A 3,933-nucleotide genomic window follows, 5' to 3' on the forward strand; every position below is an offset into this window, starting at 1 on the left:
TGATTTAAATCACAAGATCTACGTAGCTGGGCATCGTGGGATGGTTGGGTCTGCAATTGTTAGAACCCTTCAAGCTAAGGGTTATCTCAATATTGTTACAAGAACTCACGCAGAACTTGATTTAACCAACCAGGCAGCTGTACAAGCATTCTTTGGGCAAGAAAAGCCTGATCAAGTCTATTTGGCTGCAGCTAAGGTGGGCGGTATTCATGCTAATAATACTTATCCCGCTGAGTTTATATACGACAACTTGATGGTTCAGAACAATGTCATTCATCAGGCTTTTCTGAGTGGGGTGAAAAAACTCTTATTTTTAGGATCAAGTTGTATCTACCCTAAGATGGCGCCTCAACCAATGGGTGAAGATGCATTGCTGATGGGCAAGTTGGAGCCTACAAATGAGCCTTATGCGATTGCCAAAATTGCCGGTATTAAGATGTGCGAGAGCTATAACCGCCAGTACGGAAAATCCCATGGTGTGGATTATCGTTCGGTAATGCCAACCAACCTCTATGGCCCTGGAGATAACTACCATCCTGAAAATAGCCATGTGATTCCAGCACTGATTAGAAGATTTCATGAGGCTAAAGTAACAGGCGCTCCAGAAGTGGTGATTTGGGGTACGGGCACTCCTAAGCGTGAATTTTTATACGTAGATGATATGGCTGCTGCATCAGTATTTGTGATGGAGTTGGATAAAGGAATCTATGATGAGCACACATCTCCAATGGAGAGTCATATTAATGTTGGTTATGGCAGTGATGTGACAATTGCCGAATTGGCGGATACAGTTGGCCGTGCTGTTGGCTATCAGGGAAGGATTAGTTTTGATGCAAGCAAGCCTGATGGTGCACCACGTAAGTGGATGGACTCTAGTCGTCTGAATAAGTTGGGTTGGAAGGCCTCGGTTTGCTTAGAGATTGGCCTGCAGAAGACTTATGGAGAGTTTGCCCAAGCAGAATGCTAGCATTCCACGAGGGGTTTATTGATTACGAATGGTCGATGGCGCTTTTGGAAAAGTAGCGTCAATTAGATCATGGTGGCTTTTGATTAATGGCTTATAGAAGTCGGGGCTCCATACATCATAGGCATGCATTCCCATTGGTAATTGCCTGGATTTAAGAAGCCAGTATTCTGGATCACTTTCAAATGCAAAATTGCTAGCCAATTCAATGGGGCACGATTTAAAAGAATGGTCCCTCTGTCCCCAGTATCCAAAGAAAGCATCTTCTAGAAAATAGTTGAGAGATTCATGATTTTGTTTTCGTAAAAGAAGATCTAGTGTGCGCGGAATGTTTCGCAGGGATAGCCCTCCATTACCCACGTGAAATCGGGAAAAAAAGTTTTTTAAAATTGGGCGATTAAATAAAAATAAGGGGTTTTCAAAACCCGTCTTCCATGGTGCGCCAAAATAGTCGTAGCCTAGAGACGTGAAAAATAGAACTTTATTTTCCAGTAAAAAGGCATCAAGTTGATGCATAAGCATCCACTGGTATTTGTCAACAAAGCGTTGATAAAACAATGGACTTGCTACAAAACGACTGTATTGAGCCAGACTTGAAAAATGAACTGCATCAAATCGCTCTACTTGCAGATTTGGAAGAAGAGCTTCATATTGCTGCCGTTGCATTTGAGTCGCAAGAGGCGGTTATTGTTAGCGATCCGAATCGAATAATTTTGCGAGTAAACAAAGCGTTTACTTCTATTACCGGGTATACACAGGAAGAGGCTGCTGGAAGGCACCCCGCAGAATTGCTTGAGTCTAAACGTGATGATGACGCTCTAACCAGTGAAATAAATCTTGGCCTTAGGCGGGTCGGATCTTGGCAAGGGGAAATTTGGAATCGTCATAAGGATGGGAGCTTGTATCCTATTTGGATCCAGATTACTGCAGTAAAAAATGAGGCCGATGAAGTTACTCATCATGTATCAACATTTACCGATATGTCTGAACGAAAGCTGTCTGAGGAAAAGATTCATCATTTGGCCTTTTATGACTCCTTAACAAATTTACCAAATCGACGGCTTTTGCTCGATCGTTTGGAGCGGGGGATAGCATCAACTACACGTACCCAGCAGTTCGGAGCGGTCTTATTCCTCGACCTAGATAATTTTAAAAATCTTAATGACACGCTTGGTCACGATGTTGGTGATGAACTTCTCAAGCAGGTTGGTTTGCGGCTATCTTCTTCTGTGCGTGGAAATGACACAGTTGCACGCCTTGGGGGTGATGAGTTTGTAGTGCTTCTCGAGGGGCTCGGCAGAAATCAATCTGATGCTGCCGAATGGGCTGAATCCGTGGGTAGAAAAATTCTGAAATGCTTATCACAGCCCTATCAAATTGGGATATATCCATGCCGGAGCTCGTCTAGCATTGGAATAACAATATTTTCGGGTCATCGAAACGATACCCTTGAAAATATTCTTAAGCAAGCTGATTTGGCAATGTATCAAGCTAAATCTGCAGGTCGAAATACTATGCAATTTTTTGATACGGAAATGCAGTCGACACTTAATGCTAGAGCTGCGTTGGAGTCTGATCTTCGAACTGCATTAGATTTGAATCAGTTCCAGCTGTATTACCAATCTCAAGTAGATGTTGAAGGTAATGTGATTGGGGCGGAGGCTTTGCTAAGGTTGGCTCATCCTGACCGCGGCGTGATTTCTCCGGATAAATTTATTGGCTTGGCAGAGGATACTGGTCTAATTCTTCCAATTGGAAGTTGGGTATTAAATAAGGCATGCGAACAATTAGCCGCTTGGGCTACACACCCTAAATTATGCAATCTCACTCTTTCAGTGAATATAAGTGCACATGAGTTTCATCAAAGTGATTTCATTGAGAAGGTTTTAGAAGCTATTGGGCGAACAAGCGCCAATCCAAATAAGTTAAAACTTGAGCTGACTGAAAGTCTGATGCATGTCAATATAGACGATACGATTGCAAAAATGCTTGAATTAACCTCACATGGCATTACGTTTAGTTTGGATGATTTCGGTACTGGATATTCCTCCCTCTCCTATTTAAAGAACCTCCCTGTTAAGCAATTAAAGATTGATAAATCTTTTGTAAATGAACTTCCCCAGGATCCAAGTTCCTGTGCCATTAGTTGCACAATTATTGGGCTAGCACAAAGCTTGGGAATGAGTGTAATTGCTGAGGGTATAGAGGCTCAAGAGCAGTGCAACTTTTTAATAGAAATGCAATGCAATGCTTTTCAGGGGTACTTATTTAGCCGACCCCTCCCGTTGAGTGAATTTATTTCCTATGTCGGAAGTAGTATAGGCAATATTGATGGTTATGCATGATGATATTTTGCCCTTAAGGGCGGTAGCTCAACTAGCGGTGACCATATGAATTTTCAGATGGATTAGCCTCTGTAGGTCGTTAGCATTCAATACAATCCATTCAATAAAGCAACCTATGGAGATACGTTTTCTACAGGCACTTATTTGGTATCCGATGCTCTGAAATGTCTGTTTTGGGTCGTTAGCTACGAGTGGAATCACAAGCGGGTATGGAGAATTTACAAGGAGATGGGCTTGAACTTGCCCAGAAGAACTAAGAAGCGCATCCCCAAGATGCCGAGAGTTCCGCTCATTGCGCCAACCCAGTCCAATACGATGTGGGCTTTGGACTTTATGTACGATACCTTGCATTACGGAATACCTTTTAGGATTCTAAATGTCATTGTCCCGCGGGATTCCCTCTGGTCATGAATCCAATCGCGAGATCTTGGCTATTGAAATCGATATTAGCCTGCCAGCAGCTAGAGTAGTGCGAACCCTAGAGCAATTGGAAGAGATCCATGGTTTACCTCAGGCGATACGTCTGGACAACGTACTAAATGCAAGAACTTTTTCCAGCGATAGGCAAAGCCATCCCGTAACTGCAAAATGTAGTTAAAAAATCAAACTTACTACTTCACTCCA

The 3,933-nt window shown here is 42.7% G+C and carries 4 protein-coding genes; 3 read left to right on the forward strand and 1 reads right to left on the reverse strand.

Annotated features, from left to right (window positions below):
- The coding region (locus B7Y67_RS12475) for a GDP-L-fucose synthase family protein (protein WP_367227284.1) at nucleotides 1-967 on the forward strand (967 nt) is incomplete at its 5' end.
- A gap of 15 nt (nucleotides 968-982) precedes the next feature.
- Here the strand turns inward: B7Y67_RS12475 and B7Y67_RS12480 are convergent.
- A complete protein-coding gene (locus tag B7Y67_RS12480) occupies nucleotides 983-1,630 on the reverse strand; it encodes a DUF5672 family protein (protein WP_293598925.1) in 648 nt (215 codons plus the stop codon).
- Here B7Y67_RS12480 and B7Y67_RS12485 point away from each other — a divergent pair.
- Nucleotides 1,522-3,309 (forward strand): EAL domain-containing protein, encoded by a 1,788-nt coding sequence (locus B7Y67_RS12485; RefSeq protein ID WP_293598926.1) that lies wholly within the window; start codon nucleotides 1,522-1,524, stop codon nucleotides 3,307-3,309. The two genes, B7Y67_RS12480 and B7Y67_RS12485, sit on opposite strands and share 109 nt — an antisense overlap.
- A gap of 376 nt (nucleotides 3,310-3,685) precedes the next feature.
- Nucleotides 3,686-3,907: a hypothetical protein gene (locus B7Y67_RS12490; protein WP_293598927.1), complete on the forward strand. Its 222-nt coding sequence runs from the start codon at nucleotides 3,686-3,688 to the stop codon at nucleotides 3,905-3,907.
- Nucleotides 3,908-3,933: the final 26 nt, after the last annotated feature.

This window comes from Polynucleobacter sp. 35-46-11, from assembly GCF_002281105.1.

Bases quoted from the DNA above. Each gene is read 5' to 3' on its own strand.
- B7Y67_RS12485 (WP_293598926.1), top strand. From the start codon at position 1,522: ATGGACTTGCTACAAAACGACTGTATTGAGCCAGACTTGAAAAATGAA.
- B7Y67_RS12480 (WP_293598925.1), bottom strand. From the start codon at position 1,630: ATGCAACGGCAGCAATATGAAGCTCTTCTTCCAAATCTGCAAGTAGAG.
- B7Y67_RS12490 (WP_293598927.1), top strand. From the start codon at position 3,686: ATGTCATTGTCCCGCGGGATTCCCTCTGGTCATGAATCCAATCGCGAG.